The sequence below is a fragment of the Pseudomonas sp. PME37.24/006 genome (genome assembly GCF_055556635.1).
Genome location: NZ_JBVHNL010000002.1, coordinates 386,012 through 401,947 on the forward strand (window position 1 = coordinate 386,012; position 15,936 = coordinate 401,947).

Annotated in this window: 16 protein-coding genes and 1 pseudogene; 10 read left to right on the forward strand and 7 right to left on the reverse strand. The window is 61.2% G+C overall.

Annotation, left to right across the window (positions count from 1 at the left end):
• Window positions 1–35 precede the first annotated feature (35 nt).
• The 5 genes from fni to crtB are packed head-to-tail and all read left to right on the forward strand — an operon-like array spanning window position 36 to window position 6,007.
• A complete protein-coding gene (fni, locus tag ACZ3GY_RS07245; RefSeq protein WP_465909492.1) occupies window positions 36–1,091 on the forward strand; it encodes a type 2 isopentenyl-diphosphate Delta-isomerase in 1,056 nt (351 codons plus the stop codon).
• Complete coding sequence (locus ACZ3GY_RS07250) at window positions 1,088–2,359, forward strand: glycosyltransferase (protein WP_465909493.1); 1,272 nt, start codon at window positions 1,088–1,090, stop codon at window positions 2,357–2,359. The genes fni and ACZ3GY_RS07250 overlap by 4 nt, the downstream gene beginning before the upstream one ends.
• Entirely contained in the window at window positions 2,356–3,522 is a 1,167-nt protein-coding gene (gene crtY, locus ACZ3GY_RS07255; protein ID WP_465909494.1) for a lycopene beta-cyclase CrtY, read from the forward strand. Before ACZ3GY_RS07250 ends, crtY begins: the two co-directional genes overlap by 4 nt.
• Window positions 3,519–5,009 carry a phytoene desaturase gene (locus ACZ3GY_RS07260; protein WP_463564835.1) on the forward strand — a complete coding sequence of 497 codons (1,491 nt, stop codon included), beginning with the start codon at window positions 3,519–3,521 and terminating at the stop codon, window positions 5,007–5,009. Before crtY ends, ACZ3GY_RS07260 begins: the two co-directional genes overlap by 4 nt.
• A complete protein-coding gene (gene crtB, locus ACZ3GY_RS07265) occupies window positions 5,006–6,007 on the forward strand; it encodes a 15-cis-phytoene synthase CrtB (protein WP_465909496.1) in 1,002 nt (333 codons plus the stop codon). Before ACZ3GY_RS07260 ends, crtB begins: the two co-directional genes overlap by 4 nt.
• On the opposite strand, the gene ACZ3GY_RS07270 is transcribed toward crtB, so the two are convergent.
• The 3 genes from ACZ3GY_RS07270 to ACZ3GY_RS07280 form a co-directional block, all read right to left on the reverse strand.
• Window positions 5,889–6,425, reverse strand: a complete 537-nt coding sequence (locus ACZ3GY_RS07270; protein WP_465909497.1) for a sterol desaturase family protein — start codon at window positions 6,423–6,425, stop codon at window positions 5,889–5,891. The genes crtB and ACZ3GY_RS07270 overlap by 119 nt on opposite strands.
• 380 nt (window positions 6,426–6,805) lie before the next feature.
• The gene (gene galU, locus ACZ3GY_RS07275) at window positions 6,806–7,642 is read right to left on the reverse strand and encodes a UTP--glucose-1-phosphate uridylyltransferase GalU (RefSeq protein ID WP_042554636.1); all 837 of its coding nucleotides are present in this window, start codon (window positions 7,640–7,642) and stop codon (window positions 6,806–6,808) included.
• 49 nt (window positions 7,643–7,691) lie between these two features.
• Window positions 7,692–8,192 (reverse strand): CinA family protein, encoded by a 501-nt coding sequence (locus tag ACZ3GY_RS07280; RefSeq protein ID WP_465909498.1) that lies wholly within the window; start codon window positions 8,190–8,192, stop codon window positions 7,692–7,694.
• 164 nt (window positions 8,193–8,356) lie between these two features.
• On the opposite strand from ACZ3GY_RS07280, the gene ACZ3GY_RS07285 reads away from it, so the two are divergent.
• Together ACZ3GY_RS07285 and ubiM are read left to right on the forward strand one after the other, a co-directional pair.
• Window positions 8,357–8,794 (forward strand): hypothetical protein, encoded by a 438-nt coding sequence (locus ACZ3GY_RS07285; RefSeq protein WP_465909499.1) that lies wholly within the window; start codon window positions 8,357–8,359, stop codon window positions 8,792–8,794.
• Between the two features lie 85 nt (window positions 8,795–8,879).
• Entirely contained in the window at window positions 8,880–10,055 is a 1,176-nt protein-coding gene (gene ubiM, locus ACZ3GY_RS07290) for a 5-demethoxyubiquinol-8 5-hydroxylase UbiM (RefSeq protein WP_465909500.1), read from the forward strand.
• A 1-nt stretch (window position 10,056) separates the two neighbouring features.
• On the opposite strand, the gene cysW is transcribed toward ubiM, so the two are convergent.
• From cysW to cysP, 3 genes are all read right to left on the reverse strand, one after another.
• Window positions 10,057–10,887, reverse strand: coding sequence for a sulfate ABC transporter permease subunit CysW (gene cysW / locus ACZ3GY_RS07295; RefSeq protein WP_465909501.1), 831 nt, complete (start codon window positions 10,885–10,887; stop codon window positions 10,057–10,059).
• Window positions 10,884–11,732, reverse strand: coding sequence for a sulfate ABC transporter permease subunit CysT (gene cysT / locus ACZ3GY_RS07300; RefSeq protein ID WP_463564828.1), 849 nt, complete (start codon window positions 11,730–11,732; stop codon window positions 10,884–10,886). The genes cysW and cysT overlap by 4 nt, the downstream gene beginning before the upstream one ends.
• A 133-nt stretch (window positions 11,733–11,865) precedes the next feature.
• Window positions 11,866–12,879 (reverse strand): thiosulfate ABC transporter substrate-binding protein CysP, encoded by a 1,014-nt coding sequence (gene cysP / locus ACZ3GY_RS07305; RefSeq protein ID WP_465909502.1) that lies wholly within the window; start codon window positions 12,877–12,879, stop codon window positions 11,866–11,868.
• A gap of 257 nt (window positions 12,880–13,136) precedes the next feature.
• Here cysP and ACZ3GY_RS07310 point away from each other — a divergent pair, with 257 nt between their 5' ends.
• The 3 genes and pseudogenes from ACZ3GY_RS07310 (at window position 13,137) to ACZ3GY_RS07320 (ending at window position 14,650) form a co-directional block, all read left to right on the forward strand.
• Window positions 13,137–14,033, forward strand: a complete 897-nt coding sequence (locus ACZ3GY_RS07310; protein ID WP_463564826.1) for a formate/nitrite transporter family protein — start codon at window positions 13,137–13,139, stop codon at window positions 14,031–14,033.
• Window positions 14,034–14,442: pseudogene (locus ACZ3GY_RS07315) on the forward strand (cupin domain-containing protein); the annotation flags it as partial. It abuts the gene before it with no gap.
• A 67-nt stretch (window positions 14,443–14,509) separates the two neighbouring features.
• Window positions 14,510–14,650 carry a hypothetical protein gene (locus ACZ3GY_RS07320; RefSeq protein ID WP_465909504.1) on the forward strand — a complete coding sequence of 47 codons (141 nt, stop codon included), beginning with the start codon at window positions 14,510–14,512 and terminating at the stop codon, window positions 14,648–14,650.
• A gap of 236 nt (window positions 14,651–14,886) precedes the next feature.
• Here the strand turns inward: ACZ3GY_RS07320 and ACZ3GY_RS07325 are convergent, their stop codons facing one another.
• Window positions 14,887–15,903 (reverse strand): ABC transporter substrate-binding protein, encoded by a 1,017-nt coding sequence (locus tag ACZ3GY_RS07325; protein ID WP_465909505.1) that lies wholly within the window; start codon window positions 15,901–15,903, stop codon window positions 14,887–14,889.
• Between the last annotated feature and the right edge of the window lie 33 nt (window positions 15,904–15,936).

The window sequence follows — 15,936 nt, forward strand, 5'->3', positions numbered from 1 at the left end:
GCACCGCAAAATGATTCCTGCGCAATGGAGCCTGCATGAATAATAACGACCTGAGTCGGCGTAAGGATGACCACCTGGATATCGTTCTGGATCGACACAAGGCGGCTACACGTGTCAGCGCAGGCTGGTCGGCCGTGCAGTTCGAACATTGTGCATTGCCTGAGCTCGATCATGGGCAGATCGACCTGCGCAGCTCGCTGCTCGGTATCGCTCTGCAGGCACCGCTGCTGATCAGCTCCATGACCGGCGGTGCCAACCGCTCCGAAGCCATCAACCGCCACCTCGTCGAAGCCGCCCAGGAGCTGGGCATTGCCATGGGCGTTGGCTCCCAGCGCGTCAGCCTGCAGACAGGCAACGACCAGGGCCTGACCCGTGAACTACGCCGCTGCGCGCCAGGTATCCCGCTGCTGTCCAATATCGGCGCCGCGCAACTGCTCGAACCTCAGGGGCTGGATCTGGCCCGCCGTGCCGTCGATGCGCTGGAAGCCAACGGCCTGATCATTCATCTCAACCCGCTGCAGGAAGCCGTTCAGCCTGAAGGTGACCGCGACTGGCGCGGTGTGCTCACGCAGATTGCGCGGGTTGTGAATAGCCTGCATGTGCCGGTGATCGTCAAGGAAGTGGGCGCCGGGCTATCGGCCTCGGTGGCTCGCTCGTTGGTCGAGGCTGGCGTCCAGGTCATCGACGTGGCAGGTGCTGGCGGCACTTGTTGGGCTGCGGTGGAAGGTGAACGCGCCGCGAATGAAGCAGATCGAGCCGTGGCGATGGCCTTCGCTGGCTGGGGCATTCCGACCGCCACGGCGCTGCAGGGGATACGGGAAGCCTTGCCTGACGTCACGCTGATCGCCTCCGGCGGTGTTCGTGACGGCGTGGATGCTGCCAAGGCCATTCGCCTGGGCGCCGATATCGTTGGCCAGGCCGCTGGCGTGCTGCCCGGGGCGACACTCTCGACCGAGGCCGTAATCGAGCATTTTCAGATTGTTATTCGCCAACTACGCACGGCGTGCTTCTGCACCGGCTCTGCCAACCTTGTCGCGCTGCGCAAGGCCCGATTGCTGCCCCAAGGCACACAGCAACTGGTTCAAGCATGAGTCATTTCGCCGTTATCGCCCCACCCTATTACAGCCACTTTCAGGCATTGCAGGCGTTGGCGGTCGAGCTACTAGACCGTGGGCACCGGGTGACCTTCTTTCATCAGTCGGACGCCGCCCATTGGCTCAGCGACCCGCGCGTCGGCTTTCGCTCAGTGGGTGCCAACAGCCACCCGCCAGGCAGCCTGGAGCACACCTTGCGCCAGGCGGCGCGACCAGACACCCCATGGGGGCTACGCCGCATCATCAAACAGATGGCGGCTACCACAGCCATGCTCTGCGCCGAGCTGCCGAGCGCACTGGCTGACAATCACGTGGACGTCCTGCTCTGCGATCAGATGGAGCCCGCAGGCGGATTGGTTGCCGAAAGCCTGGGACTGCCATTTGTTTCCGTCGCCTGCGCGCTGCCGGTCAACCGCGAGCCGGGGTTGCCACTACCGGTGATGCCGTTCGCCTACGCCACCGACGAGCGCAGCCTGCACATGTACCGGGGTAGCAGCCAGGTGTACGACTGGTTGATGAAGCCGTTGGGCAAGGTCATCCAGGATGCCGCCAAACGCCTGGATATCGCACCGCGCACGGCGTTACACGAATGCCTGTCGCCGTTGGCGCAAATCAGCCAGACGCTGCCCGGGTTCGACTTCCCGCGCAGTCAGTTGCCCGAGCACTTTCACGCGGTCGGCCCGTTGCGTAGCCCGGCGACCGAGCTGCAGGGCGAATGGCCAATCGATAAGCAGAGGCCATTTTGTTTTGCCAGCCTCGGCACGCTACAGGGTGATCGCCTCGGCCTGTTCGAACGGATTGCTACGGCTTGCCGCAGTATCGACAGCCAATTGCTGATCGCCCATTGCGGCAAACTCAATGCGGCGCAGGAACAACGTCTTATCGAGCGCGGCGCCACCTGGGTCACCGACTTCGCACCGCAGCAATGGGCACTGGAGCAGGCCGACGCGGTGATCACCCATGGCGGCCTGAACACCGTGATGGATGCAATCGCCGCACGCACGCCGATGCTGGTAATGCCGATTGCTTTCGACCAGCCTGGCGTGGCGGCGCGCGTCGCCTACCGAGGCGTGGGTACGCAATTGAGCCGTCGGGCCAGCGCCTCACGTATCGCCGCGGCGCTGCGCACCTTGCTGGCAAAGCCGTTGCCTGGTTTCGAGACGCTGAACCTGGAATTGCAGCAGGCAGGCGGCGCACCGAAGGCCGCTGATATCGTCGAAGCAGCCATGGTGCAGCACGCCCCGGCAGAGGCAGCCCAGCAATGACCTACGACCTGATTCTGGCTGGCGGCGGCCTCGCCAATGGCCTGATCGCCTGGCGTATGCAGCAGCAGCGAGCGGATCTCAAGGTACTGTGCATCGAAGAGCAGCTGAGCCTGGGCGGCAACCACACCTGGTCGTTTCACGACGGCGACCTGAGCGAAGCTCAGCATCGCTGGCTGGAGCCTCTGGTGGTGAAGCGCTGGCCGGGCTATCAGGTGCACTTCCCCTATCTGTCGCGGGCCATGAACAGTGGCTACGCGAGCATCACGAGTGAGCGTTTCGCCGAGGTCATCACCCCAGCGCTGGGTTCGACGCTTCGCCTGGGCAGCGCCATCAGCGAAATCAGCCCTACCCACGTGACACTGGAGAGTGGCGAGCGGCTCGACGCCCTGGCAGTGATCGACGGCCGCGGCGCCAAACCGAGCAGTAATCTGGTACTTGGCCAGCAGGCCTTCGTCGGCCAGCTGCTGCGCCTCGAGCAACCCCACGGCCTGACGACGCCGATCATCATGGATGCGCGAGTGCCACAGGGCGACGGTTATCGCTTCGTCTACGTGCTGCCCTTTTCGGCGGACACGTTGCTGATCGAAGACACCCACTACGTCGACAATCACCGCGCCTCCACCGAACAGTTGCGCGAACACATCGCGGCCTATACTCGTCAGCATGGCTGGCAGGTCGCCGAGTGCCTGCGTGAGGAACAGGGCATCCTGCCAATCACCCTGGCCGGCGACTTCGACGCTTTCTGGGACGAAGCCGCCGGCCAGCCGCTGTCCGGTCTGCGCGCCGGGCTGTTCCACTGCACCACCGGTTATTCACTGCCCCATGCGGTGCGCCTGGCAGACTGGCTCGCAGGCTATGCATTGCAAGACGCAGCCACCTTGGCACGCGACCTGCGCGCCCACGCCCGAAGCGAATGGCGCAACCAGAACTTCTATCGTCTGCTCAACCGCATGCTGTTCCTGGCCGGGCGCCCGCAAGATCGCTGGCAGGTCATGCAGCGTTTCTACGGACTGCCCGCAGGGCTGATCGAGCGTTTCTACGCTGGCAGCAACCCCTGGTACGACCGTGCACGAATTCTTGTCGGCAAGCCGCCGGTGCCCTTTGATCAAGCCATGCGGGCGGCCGTGCGCCATTCCCCTCGGCATTTCGAGACTCGTTCATGAACCAAGCGAAAACAGCCATCGTCATCGGCGCGGGTTTTGGCGGGCTGGCTCTGGCCATTCGCCTGCAGAGCGCAGGCATCCAGACCACGCTGCTGGAAAAACGCGACCAACCAGGCGGCCGCGCCTACGTTTACCGTGATCAGGGTTTTACCTTCGATGCAGGCCCGACGGTGATTACCGACCCCAGCGCCATCGAGGAGCTGTTCGCCCTCAGCGGCAGGAAGGTTGCCGACTACGTCGAGTTGCTTGCAGTCAAACCCTTCTACCGCCTGTGCTGGGAGGATGGCACGCAGTTCGACTACGCCAACGATCAGGCCGAGCTGGATCGCCAGATCCAGGCCCTCAACCCCGGCGACGTGGAGGGTTACCAGCGCTTCCTGGCTTACTCCCGTGCGGTGTTCAAAGAGGGGTACCTGAAGCTTGGTGCGGTGCCTTTCCTGTCGTTCCGCGACATGCTCCAGGTTGGCCCGCAACTGGCGCGGCTGCAGGCTTGGCGCAGCGTCTACTCAATGGTCTCGAATTTCGTCGAACACGACAAATTACGCCAGGCCTTCTCGTTCCATTCTTTGCTGGTCGGCGGTAACCCCTTCGCTACCTCATCGATCTACACCCTGATCCATGCCTTGGAGCGCGAGTGGGGCGTATGGTTTCCCAAGGGCGGCACGGGTGCACTGGTGCAGGGCATGGTCACGTTGTTCGAAGATCTCGGCGGTACGCTGGAGCTGAATGCTGACGTGGCCGCCATCGAAACCGAGGGCAATCGCGCCACCGCCGTGCGGCTGCAGGACGGTCGTCAATTCGCGGCCGACAGCGTGGCCTCCAACGCCGACGTGGTACACACCTACGCCAACCTGCTCGCCAAGCACCCGCGCGGGCGGCAGGAAGGTCGTCGCCTGAAAGGCAAACGCTTCAGTAACTCGCTGTTCGTGATCCACTTTGGCCTCAAGCGTCCGCAGCCACAGTTGCAACACCACACGGTGTGTTTCGGGCCACGTTATCGCGAGCTGATCGAGGAAATATTCAGCGGTCAAACCCTGGCCGAGGACTTCTCCCTTTACCTGCACGCGCCATGCGTGACCGACCCCAGCCTGGCGCCGCCCGGCTGTTCGAGCCACTACGTGCTGTCGCCAGTGCCGCATCTGGGCAACGCGCCGATCGACTGGGAGGTCGAGGGCCCGCGCTACCGTGATCGCATTCTCGCCTACCTCGAGGAGCACTACATCCCGGGGCTGCGCGAAGACCTGGTGACCTGCCGAATCTTCACACCCAACGATTTTCGCGATGAGCTCTATGCCTATCAGGGCTCGGCGTTTTCGCTGGAACCCGTGCTGCAGCAGAGTGCCTGGTTCCGCCCGCATAACCGGGATGCGCAACTGAGCAATGTTTATCTGGTTGGTGCTGGCACCCACCCTGGCGCTGGCGTTCCGGGCGTGATCGGCTCGGCCAAGGCCACGGCGGGCCTGATGATCGAAGACTTACAGCCATGAGCGCCGCCACGCCGGACGATCAGGCGCTGATCGAGCACGCTAACCAGAGCATCGCGGTAGGTTCGAAGAGCTTCGCAGCGGCCTCGAAACTGTTCGACGAGCCGACCCGACGCAGCGCCGTGATGCTTTACGCATGGTGTCGCCACTGCGACGACGTGATCGACGGCCAGGAAGCCGGACACAACGCCGTATCGATCAGCCGCGAACAAGCCGAGCAACGCCTGGCTCATCTGCAGGCACAAACCCATACGGTATATGCCGGTGGCGAGCTGAACGACCCCGCTTTCGCAGCCTTTCGCCAAGTTGTACTCGCCCACGACATTCCCGAGCAGCATGCCCTGGAGCATCTGGCAGGTTTCGAAATGGATGTGCTGGAACGCCGCTATCGGAGCGTCGACGATACCCTGCAGTACTGCTACCACGTAGCCGGCGTGGTGGGTCTGATGATGGCCCGAGTGATGGGCACTCGAGATGAGCCAACCCTGGATCGCGCCTGCGACTTGGGCCTGGCATTTCAACTGACCAATATCGCCCGGGATATCACCGAAGACGCCGCCGTGGGGCGCTGCTACTTGCCCGAACAATGGCTGGAAGAACTAGGCGTACCGCGCGATCAGGTCGCCGATATTCGTTATCGTCCGGCCGTGGCGGTACTGGGGCAGCGCCTGGTCGAGTTAGCCGAACCCTACTATGCCAGCGCTCAGGCGGGCCTAAGCGCCCTGCCCTGGCGTTCGGCCTGGGCGGTGGCAACGGCAGCGGTGGTGTACCGGCAGATCGGCATGAAGGTGCTGGACGCTGGCGACCACGCCTGGGACGAACGCATCTCTACTTCAAAGGCGGAGAAGATCGGCGCCGTGCTGATCGGCTTGTGGCAGGCGGTTACGAGTCGCTTCGCGCGCTGGCCGGCTCGCTCCGGGAACCTGTGGCAACGTCCGCATCCGTCTTGCGCAGCGGCCCGTCATGCATCGCCCGCAACTGAGCCTTCAGACGTGCCGTAGTCGGTGCGTAAAGAAAACCGAAGGAGACGCAGCGCTCCTTGCCCTCCACCGCATGGTGCATCAGATGCGCCTGATACAGGCGCTTGAGGTAACCACTGCGGGGCACGAAGCGAAACGGCCAGCGGTGATGCACCAGCCCGTCATGGACGACGAAGTACAACAGGCCATAGGCGGTCATTCCCGCACCAATCCATTCCAGTGGGTGCAGACCCTGGGTGCCCAGGGCAATCAACACAATTGCCAGCCCGGCGAATACCGCCGCATACAGATCGTTCTTTTCGAACCAGCCGTCACGCGGCTCATGGTGCGAGCGATGCCAACCCCAGCCCCAACCGTGCATCACGTACTTGTGCGCGTAATAGGCGACACCTTCCATCGCAATCAGCGTGGCGAGAAAAACCAGGCCGTTGATGATCATCGGGCGACTGGCGCTCGCAAGCTGACAGTGGCAGGCGCAAAGCGGCTGAAGTGGGTAAACGGCACGCTGTAATCCCTCTGACGATGGTGGTTGATCAAGATCCCTGCTGCATTCGTAATGTTTGGCTGCACCGTGCATAAAATCCGCAGTGCATCATTATCGGCAGTCATTGGAGGAATCGCCATCCTACAAGACCTGAGTGTGAAGCGCCGCTCTAGCAAACGCCACATGGCTAACCCAGCGGACACCAGATCTCAGTCAGCCACCCCATGCCTTCAACACCTCAAGCAAGTATCGGGCTATGCCAGCACGCAGTAGTCAACACCCTTTATAGCCAAAAAACCGGGCACGAAGCCCGGTTTCTTTAACACTCACAGCGGTTAACCGCGGCCTTCGCGGTAGAGGTTCTCGAAGCAGAAGTTGGTCGCTTCGATGTAACCCTCGGCACCACCGCAGTCGAAACGGCGGCCCTTGAATTTGTATGCCAGTACGCAGCCTTCCTGAGCCTGTTTCATCAACGCGTCGGTGATCTGAATTTCACCGCCCTTGCCCGGCTGGGTGTCCTTGATCAGGTCGAAGATATCCGGAGTGAGGATATAGCGACCGATGATCGCCAGGTTCGACGGCGCATCTTCGGCCTTCGGTTTTTCGACCATGTGGCTGACGCGGAAGATGTCGTCACGGATCATCTCGCCAGCGATCACACCATACTTGTGGATCTCTTCCATCGGTACTTCCTGCACCGCGACGATCGAGCAGCGGAACTGGTTGTACAGCTTGACCATCTGGGTCAGCACGCCATCGCCTTCGATGTTCAGGCACAGGTCATCGGCCAGTACCACGGCGAACGGCTCGTCACCGATCAGCGGACGGCCGCTGAGAATGGCGTGGCCGAGGCCCTTCATTTCCACCTGACGGGTGTAGGAGAAGGTGCAGTTGTCGATCAGGCGACGGATACCGACCAGGTATTTTTCCTTTTCGGTGTCGCGGATCTGGTGCTCCAGCTCATAGCTGATGTCGAAATGGTCTTCCAGGGAGCGCTTGCCACGACCGGTCACCATGGCGATCTCGGTCAGGCCTGCGTTGAGGGCTTCCTCTACGCCGTACTGGATCAGCGGGGTGTTGACCACGGGCAGCATTTCCTTGGGCATGGCCTTGGTCGCCGGGAGAAAGCGGGTGCCATAACCGGCGGCTGGGAACAGGCATTTCTTGATCATGTGTTTTCCTTGAGTGGTCGATGTTGCACAAGTCGCTGAACCGCTGCCGTCAGGAGGTCTGACGCAACCGTTCGTAGTAATAGGGCAGTCGAAGCAAGGCATGGCGCGCTGCGGCAGCGCGCCTTTCGTTATTGTCTCCGGGGAAGGTGACGGTCTCGCTGGTCACCCCCTGATGTTCGGCAAGGCGCGTGGCGCAGGCGAAGCACATGGCGCCGTCGATCACTTCCTGGCCGCTCTTGTCGTCAGCGGTCGGTGCGCCGGTGATCGCCAGGATGATGTCGGCGCTGCTGGTCTTCAGTACGCCCAACGCCATTTCCCTCGCCACCTCTTCGCTGTTCATACCGAAGGTGTCTATGGTCTCCAGGCTCACCCCAAGACTGGCCTGCATGGCGCGCTTGGAGTAGACGACGTAGCCGCTTTCGAGCACGCCGTCACAGCCCGGCACAGCCGCAACCGTAGCGGCTAGAAGGCCTGCCGTGGATGACTCTGCGGTGCTCAGCACCAGGTTGTACTTTTCCAGGAAATGAACCGCCTGCTCGATGTTTTGCATGCTGGCGAAATTCTCCGAGCCAATCGTTACTGTGTGTCTATGGCAGTGCATGGGGCACACAAGTTCCGGACAATTAGCAGAGACCATTTATCGAGCAGCCTGAACTCTTTGCACCGCCTGTTTTTCCCACGCTAGACAGCAGGCCGAACTCAAGGGGCAATGAAGTGAATACTCTGCGCAAGCTGCAAGACACCCATGAACTGCATGACGTGAGCGATAGCTCGATCCGCACTGCATTCATCCAGGCATTGAGCGAGAAAGCGCGCCCTCTGTTCGAAGAAGCAGCCAGTTATGCCCGCAATCACGATCTCGACGTGGTGGTCGATCTGGTGCTGGAAAATGAAAAGCCGCGCCTGATCCTGGCGGTCAGCCGACCCGATGAAGGTCTGGTGAGCAGCTACAGCCTGGTCGCCAACCTCGCAGCGCAACGCATGCTGCACGAGGAGTACTACGCCGACAGCGGCGATATCCACCGCCAGGAATCGCTGCTGGCGTCGGTCAACGAAAAGGTCATCGACACCCGTCTGGCCAACTTCTTCCGCAAGGGCTTCGCCCTGCCACTCGATTACATCAACGAGCGTCACCCCATCGGTTTCTGGTGATCGCAGCGTTTGCCTGATCCCGGGCAATGTTCCCCGGTACTCGCTGACCTACAGTAGCGATCTGTCAGCAAGTACGGGAATCGCCATGCAAGTGGATGTCGTCATCGTCGGAGCCGGGCCAGCGGGTCTATGCCTGGCCCGTTCCCTGTCCGGCCACGGACTTTCTATTCGGCTGATCGAACGCCAGCCCCTCGATGCAGTGGCGAATCCGCCGCTGGATGGGCGCGAAATCGCCCTCACCCATGCCTCACGACAGGCGCTGCAGTCACTGAACATATGGCAGCACCTGCAGGCCGACGAAATCTCGCCCTTGCGTGACGCCCAGGTACTCAATGGCCCGTCCCTTTATGCACTGCGCATCCTCGCCGCAGCCGCTGGCGAGGAGCGTTTGGGCTGCCTGGTGCCCAATCAGGCGATCCGCCGCGCAGCCTTCGCGGCGGTAAACGGCTGCCCCGACGTCGAATTGCTGAGCAGCTGCACGATCGAGGATCTGCACTGCTCCAGGCAATCAGTAACGCTGCGCCTGAACGATGGCCAGCTCCTGCATGCGCGCCTGCTGGTCGCTGCCGACAGTCGTTTTTCGGAGACCCGGCGACGCCTGGGAATCGGTGCGCGCATGGAGGACTTCGGCAAGAGCATGCTGGTTTGCCGTATGAGCCACGAACGCAGCCATGAACAGGTGGCCTGGGAGTGGTTCGGTTACGGGCAGACGCTCGCCCTGCTCCCCCTTAACGGCAACCACGCCTCGGCGGTGCTGACCCTGCCACCGGAGGAAATCAACGAGGTAATGAAGCTGGCGCCGGACGCCTTCGCCCGTGATATGGAGCGCCGTTTCGAGCGGCGCCTGGGGCGCATGGAGCTGGTTGGCGAGCGCCATACCTATCCGCTGGTGGGCGTCTATGCGCAGCGCTTCGCCGGGCTGCGTTGTGCGTTGATAGGTGACGCCGCGGTGGGTATGCACCCGGTAACGGCCCATGGCTTCAACTTCGGTTTGCAGAGCCAGAAGCGGCTGGCGCAGGTGTTGCTCGATGCATCGCGCGAGGGTCGCGACATCGGCGACCCCGACGTTCTGCAGCAATACGCCCGTGCCCAGAGGCGCGCCAGCTGGCCGCTGTATCAGGCCACCAGCCTGCTGGTGCGGCTGTACACCGACGACCGAATGCCCACGCGCCTGCTGCGCAATGCCGGGCTACGCCTGGCGCAGAACCTGCCGCCGTTCAAGGCGGCACTGGCCCGGCACCTGACGCAGGTCTCGGGCTGACTCAGCTGTCTGCAGCGCGCTGCATGTTGACCCGCTGACGCCACTCCATGTACGTCTTGAGGAACAGCGTGAACAACGCCATGCAGGCCAGCAGCGCTGCTGCGGTGAAGGCCGCCACCGGTTTGTAGTCGTTGTTCAGCTGATCCACCAGCAGCGGCAAGGTCAGGGTCTGGTTGAGGATGGTGCCGGACACCACCGACACCGCACCGAACTCGCCCACTGCCCGCGCATTGGTGACCACCACGCCGTAGAGCAGCGCCCATTTGATGTTGGGCAGCGTGATATGGCGGAAGATCTGCCAGCCATTGGCACCCAGGCACAGCGCAGAGGTTTCCTCGTCATTGCCCTGAGACTGCATGACTGGAATCAAGATGCGCGCCACGTAAGGCGCGGTGACGAACACCGTGACCATGACGATGCCGGGCCAGGCGAACATCAATTGCATGTCGTTATCGTAGAACCATTGGCCCAGGGCGGTTTCCAGCCCGTAGACCACCAAGTAGCAGAGACCGGCGACCACCGGCGACACGGCATAGGGAATGTCCACCAGGGTGGTCAGCAGCTTGCGGCCGCGGAAGTCGTAATGGGTCACGCACCAGGCCAGCAGGATGCCGAAGCACAGGTTCAGCGGCACGGTGAGCGCGGCGACCAGCAGGGTCAGGCCGATAGCGTGCTGCATGTAGTCCTGGGACAGGTTGTCGACCAACGCACTCCAGCCGCCGCTGAGCGCCTTGGTGAAAATCAGCGCCAGGGGAACCAGCAGCAGCAGCGCGACTGCACCGAGGCCAAGGATGATGAGTAACCATTGATGCCACTGCTGAGGCTTTTTCATCGACTTTGCCTCTGCCATTTGAACAGGCGCCCCTGCACTACCTGCAAGGCGAAGAGCAGGAACAGTGAGGCCAGGAGGATCACCGACGCGATCGCCGCCGCAGCCGGATAATTGAATTCCTGCAGGCGCACGAAAATCATCAGTGACGACACTTCGGTTTTGAATGGAATGTTGCCGGCGATCATGATCACTGCGCCAAACTCGCCCAGGCTGCGAACGAACGATTGCGAAGCCCCGGTAATCAATGCCGGCGCCAGGCTGGGCAGCACCACATGAGTGAAACTCTGCACCTTGTTGGCCCCCAGCGTGCTGGCCGCTTCTTCGTACTCCGTACCCAGGCTCTGCAACACGGGCTGTACGGTGCGCACCACAAAGGGCAGGCTGGTGAATACCATAGCGATCAGCAAGCCTGGGTAGGCGTAGGCGATCTTGATACCGGCAGCGTCGAAATACTGGCCAAGCCAGCCACCGGGCACCAGCAAGGTCGCAAGGGTCAACCCGGCGACTGAAGTCGGCAGCGCGAACGGCAGGTCAACCAGCGCATCGACCAGGCGGCGGCCAGGGAATTCGTAGCGGGTGATGATCCAGGCGATCAGCAGACCAACCAGCAGCGCTATCACCGTCGAATAGAAGGCACCACTGATGGTGACCTTGTAGCTCTGCACCACACGCGGGTCACTGATCGCTTGCCAGTATTGCGCCCAGCTCATGTCGCTGACGTAAAGCAACAGAGCGGACAGCGGAAACAGGATGACCAGCGACAGGTAGAAGACGCTGAAACCGAAGCTCAGGCCGAAGCCCGGCAGCAATGGATTCTGCAGAAAGAAAACGGGGGTCTTGCTCACTCGAAAGTCCTTCAATGCACAAACCGCCGGAAGGTCGGCGGTTTGTGAAATACAGCTGATGCGGTTCAGCCCTCAGTGATCATTACGATCTCGGAAGCCGCAGGGCCGACGCGCAGCAGATCGCTGCAGTCAATTACCGGCCTTCGGCCAAAAGCTGGTCAAGAATAGCATTGCCATCGAAGTGCTTGGCAGTGATCTCGTCCCAGGTACCAAGGACTTCGGTCGGGTTGATCAGACGCAGATCCTGGAACTGGCCCGCGGTTTCGGCGGCCACTTCCTTGTCTTGTACGCGGTAGTGGTAGGTGGTCAGCAGCTTCTGGATGTCCTTGCTGTACTGGAAGTCCAGATAGGCTTTGGCGACATCGCGGGTGCCCTTCTCGTCGACCACCTTGTCGACCACAGCAACCGGGAATTCGGCCAGCACGCTTACCGGCGGCACGACCACTTCGAACTCGCCGGATTTGAACTCTTCGCCCTTTGCAATATTGACCACTTCCGATTCGAAGCTCAGCAGCACGTCACCCTGACCATTCTGGGCGAAGGCCACGGTCGCACCACGGCCACCGGTGGGGAAGTTCTCGACGTTGCGGAGGATCTTGCCGACGAATTCCTTGATCTTGGCTTCGTCACCCTTGAACGCTTCGTTGGCGTACAGCCAGGCGCCCAGGTAGCTGTAGCGAGCGTTACCGGAGGTTTTCGGGTTCGGGAACACCAGCTTCACGTCGGAGCGAGCCAGATCGTCCCAGTTTTTGATGTTCTTCGGGTTGCCCTTGCGCACCAGGAAGGCAGTGGTGCTGTAGTACGGCGAGCTGCTGTTGGGGAACTGCTCGGCCCAATCCTTACGCACCAGGCCACGTTTGGCCAGGATATCCACGTCGGTAACCTGGTTGAAGGTCACGGTGTCGACCTTCTTGCCTTGAATGATGTCCTGCGCCTGGCGCGAGGTGCCGGCGAACGACTGGTCGATCTTCAGATCCTTGCCGGTCTCGGCTTTCCAGTGGGCCTGGAACTTGGGGTTGATCTCGGCGAACAGCTCACGAGCGACGTCATAGGAGGCATTGAGAATGGGCTTGTCCGCAGCCAGCGCAGCGGCGCTACCGAGCAGCGAGGTGGTGACGGCAGTCGCCAGCAGGAGTTTCTTGAGCATGATCCAGGGTTTCCTTACGAGGGGGCAGATAAGGGTGGTAGCCTGCCTGATGGCCTTATGCCTTAAAAGAACCTTTTTATCATAATCATATTCCACTACGCACTAGGGGCTGTTGACATTTCACGCACGGCTGCGCCGTAGCCCACTTTGCCGCGAGGCAAGGAACGCCTTTATCACGGCAGAACGAAGCCGGGCGCCTCAGGTCTGAATCCTCAGACAGACGGGCCTCCGTTGTTCCCCCCATGAAGGTAACTGGTATGCAAGAACAAGCAGACGGCAAGACCCCCGGCCTGTCAGCCGAAGAAGAGCGCGAGATCGATGAGAAGCTGCCGCCGCGGGCGGCGGTGTTGCATGAAACCATCAGGATCCAGGGCGACCATGAGCTGGAACGCAGCATCGCAGCATTATGGTGGTCGGCGCTGGCCGCCGGGCTGACCATGGGCCTGTCGCTGATGGCCATGGGTTTGTTCCGCTCTCGGTTGGGCTCCAGCGATGAAAGTCATGTGATCGCCAGCCTCGGTTATTCGGCAGGCTTTCTGGCGGTGATCCTCGCCCGTCAGCAACTGTTTACGGAAAACACCCTGACCGCCGTGCTGCCGGTGATGAGCAAGCTGACCCTGAACAATGTCGGGCGACTATTGCGTCTTTGGGGCGTGGTGCTATGCGGAAACCTAGCCGGCACCCTGCTGGTGGCTTGGGTGATGCTGCGCCTGCCGATTTTCGATGCCCAGACCGACCTGGCGTTTCTGGAAATCGGCCGTAAGGTGATGGAAAACGACGTGTCCCAGATGCTTGCCAAAGGCATCATCTCAGGCTGGATGATCGCCACGATGGTGTGGATGATCGCCTCGATGGAAAGCGCCAAGATCGCCATTATCGTGATGATCACTTACCTGATGGCGCTGGGTGACTTCACCCATATCGTGGTCGGCTCGGTAGAGGTGTCTTATCTGGTGTATGCCGGCGAAGTGAGCTGGGGCGATTTCTGGCTGGTGTTTGCGGGGCCTACCCTGGCCGGCAATATCATCGGCGGCAGCTTTATCTTTGCCCTGCTCAGCCATGCCCAGATCCGCAGCGAGCGTGACGTGATTGCCAAGCGCGAGCGCGACAAGAACAAGTTGCTGGAGGAGTTGCGCCGCAATCGCAAGGACTGACTGTGCAAGATCGCCAAAGGCCTCAAGGTCTCGGTGGCCGCCTTTCTCGAAGTCGAGCCTTAGAAAGCGTCGCACTGATGCCGGTGCGCATCAGCAAACGTCTGGTCAACGCCAGTGGCGCGTTCGTCAGCAGAGCGCTGTTCCCATTCGATATCACGCGCCAATCGAAACTCTACGAACCGCGCCTGGCGCCACTGGGCGAAGAACAAACTGAAGGCCATGCCCCGGAGCCCAGGAAAATCTGGTGATTCAGGGTGTGCAGGAGGTCTGCTTCAACGAGGAGCGCTATCTGCTTTCGACCGGCGACACGATTCTTTTCTACGCCGACCAGACACACCGTTATCGCAACCCGGCCGACAGCGAAGCGCCGTGCTATCTGGTGATGAAGTACCCGGAACGTCTGGACTGAAAAACGCGGAAGCCCGGCGCAAGGCCGGGCTTCTGTTCGCCGCGAGCTACTGCTGTCGAATCAGCAGGTGCGGCACATCATCATGCCGTCGGCGCGCATGCTGCATTCCATGGCGCACTGCGTGGACGGCATCGGCGTGGCGCAATCCATCCTAAACGAAAAAATATTCCCGAACCTCGTCCATAGCCGCAAATCCCTGCTGGTCTGATGCTCTGCGCGCAGATGCAACAAAGCCCGTCTGATTTCCCAGACGGGCTTTGTTGATGGCAACTGAGGTCAGCAGGCGAGCCAGTCGATCCACTTGCCGCCCCTGGTGAACTATGGAGAGCCTGCAAGCCAAGCAGGAACTGCCCTTGCTCGTCGTTCCCCCAGCCATTCCTCGAGTCGCTACGCTGCCAGAAGTGAAGCGCCCAGTATCCAGGGCTCTATCCAGTTCAACGCTGATCAGCTCCCCGGATTGGCGTAGGCTTCCTCGAAGAAGTAATCCTTCCAGGAGCTGGCCTTGTTCTTCAGCACGCCCAGTTCATGCAGCTTCTCGGCGTAGATGAAGGTGCGTTGCGGCGAGACGGTGAAGTCGTTCTCCGGGTCTTCGATGATCTTCTGCACGAACGCCAGCGGCAGCTTGGAGTTCTCGACCTTGATGTAGGTCTCTGCCGCCGCGGCCTTGTCGGCCTTGATGATTTGCGATGCCTCGACCAGTGCATCGTAGAAGGCCTTGTAGGTCTTCGGGTTCTCGTCGTGGAATTTCTCGGTGGCGTACAGCACGTTGAAGGTGGCCTGGCCGCCGAGGATGTCGTAGGAGCTGATCAGCTTGTGCACGTCCGGGTTTTCCAGTGCCTGGTACTGGAACGGCGGGCTGGAGAAATGCGCGGTGATTTCCGAGCCGCCCTTGGTCAGCGCCACGGTGGCGTCCGGGTGCGGCAGGCTCACGGAAATCTTGTCGAAACGCTGGAAGTCGGCATTTCCGTAGCGTTTGGCGGTTTCGATCTGCAGGGTGCGCGACTGGAAGCCAACACCGGCAGCCGGCACGGCGATGCGATCCTTGTCGCTCAGATCATCCAGCGTCTTGACCTCGGCGCGATTGCTCAGCAGGTAGTTGGGCAGCGAACCCAGCGACGCGACGGCCTTGACGTTCTGCTTGCCGTGGGTGCGATCCCAGACGGTGAGCATCGGCGGTACACCTGCCGATACCACGTCGATGGCACCGGCCAGCAACGCCTCGTTCATCGCCGTGGCACCGGAAATGGTCCGCCACTCGACGTCGATATCATCCAGGCCCTGGGCCTTGGCGTGCTTCTCGATCAATTGCTGATCTTTGACAACGTGCAGCACCAGATAACCGATGCCGAACTGCTGGGCGATGCTGATCTTGCCTTCCGCGTGAGCGGCCAGCGGGGTTGCCAAGGCGCCTAGAAGGCCCAGGGCGGTGGCCAGACGGCCGAGTTTGAAAGTGTTGGTCATCGATTTTTCTCGTTATGTCATTTGATGAAATAG

Bases quoted from the DNA above. Each gene is read 5' to 3' on its own strand.
- ACZ3GY_RS07310 (WP_463564826.1), top strand. From the start codon at position 13,137: ATGCAAGAACAAGCAGACGGCAAGACCCCCGGCCTGTCAGCCGAAGAA.
- cysP (WP_465909502.1), bottom strand. From the start codon at position 12,879: ATGCTCAAGAAACTCCTGCTGGCGACTGCCGTCACCACCTCGCTGCTC.
- galU (WP_042554636.1), bottom strand. From the start codon at position 7,642: ATGATCAAGAAATGCCTGTTCCCAGCCGCCGGTTATGGCACCCGCTTT.
- ubiM (WP_465909500.1), top strand. From the start codon at position 8,880: ATGCAAGTGGATGTCGTCATCGTCGGAGCCGGGCCAGCGGGTCTATGC.
- crtB (WP_465909496.1), top strand. From the start codon at position 5,006: ATGAGCGCCGCCACGCCGGACGATCAGGCGCTGATCGAGCACGCTAAC.
- ACZ3GY_RS07260 (WP_463564835.1), top strand. From the start codon at position 3,519: ATGAACCAAGCGAAAACAGCCATCGTCATCGGCGCGGGTTTTGGCGGG.
- cysW (WP_465909501.1), bottom strand. From the start codon at position 10,887: ATGAAAAAGCCTCAGCAGTGGCATCAATGGTTACTCATCATCCTTGGC.
- fni (WP_465909492.1), top strand. From the start codon at position 36: ATGAATAATAACGACCTGAGTCGGCGTAAGGATGACCACCTGGATATC.
- ACZ3GY_RS07325 (WP_465909505.1), bottom strand. From the start codon at position 15,903: ATGACCAACACTTTCAAACTCGGCCGTCTGGCCACCGCCCTGGGCCTT.
- ACZ3GY_RS07270 (WP_465909497.1), bottom strand. From the start codon at position 6,425: ATGATCATCAACGGCCTGGTTTTTCTCGCCACGCTGATTGCGATGGAA.
- crtY (WP_465909494.1), top strand. From the start codon at position 2,356: ATGACCTACGACCTGATTCTGGCTGGCGGCGGCCTCGCCAATGGCCTG.
- ACZ3GY_RS07280 (WP_465909498.1), bottom strand. From the start codon at position 8,192: ATGCAAAACATCGAGCAGGCGGTTCATTTCCTGGAAAAGTACAACCTG.
- ACZ3GY_RS07250 (WP_465909493.1), top strand. From the start codon at position 1,088: ATGAGTCATTTCGCCGTTATCGCCCCACCCTATTACAGCCACTTTCAG.